General features: G+C 36.3%; 1 protein-coding gene. It reads right to left on the bottom strand.

The features are described from left to right. On the bottom strand, positions 1-227 hold a 227-nt coding region (locus HNS40_RS23045), incomplete at its 3' end, for a hypothetical protein (RefSeq protein WP_216664217.1). Between the last annotated feature and the right edge of the window lie 195 nt (positions 228-422).

Here is a 422-nt window from a genome sequence, read left to right as displayed (position 1 = left end):
AACCCAGCGCTCCGCCCTGGGCTATAAATATTGCGCTGTTGTGCAGCTTCTAGAAAAAGGATATTATTATTATTCAATATTGTATGTATAGTTAAGCGAGGAAATTCTATACATAAAGTCAAATCAAAATCTGAAAGACGAGCGGTGGCCCGACAAAATAGCGGGCCAGCTTTGGCCTTGTGGGAGGAAGCTTTATTTTGTCTGGATTTTTGGTTACTTTTTTCCAAAAAAAAGTAATAATCGGAAAAGATTTCATACTGAGCTTATTGATTGCCACTGTACCTTAAATATATCAATGAAACTTATCATTTGGCAAAAGACCAAATCAAATATTTATAACCCAGCGCTCCGCCCTGGGCTATAAATATTGCGCTGTTGTGCAGCTTCTAGAAAAAGGATATTATTATTATTCAATATTGTAT

It is taken from the genome of Lentimicrobium sp. S6, assembly GCF_013166635.1.
Taxonomy (GTDB): Bacteria; Bacteroidota; Bacteroidia; order Bacteroidales; family UBA12170; genus UBA12170.
Note: the sequence above shows the minus strand (reverse complement) of the source record. Positions and strands in the feature narration are given on the sequence as shown.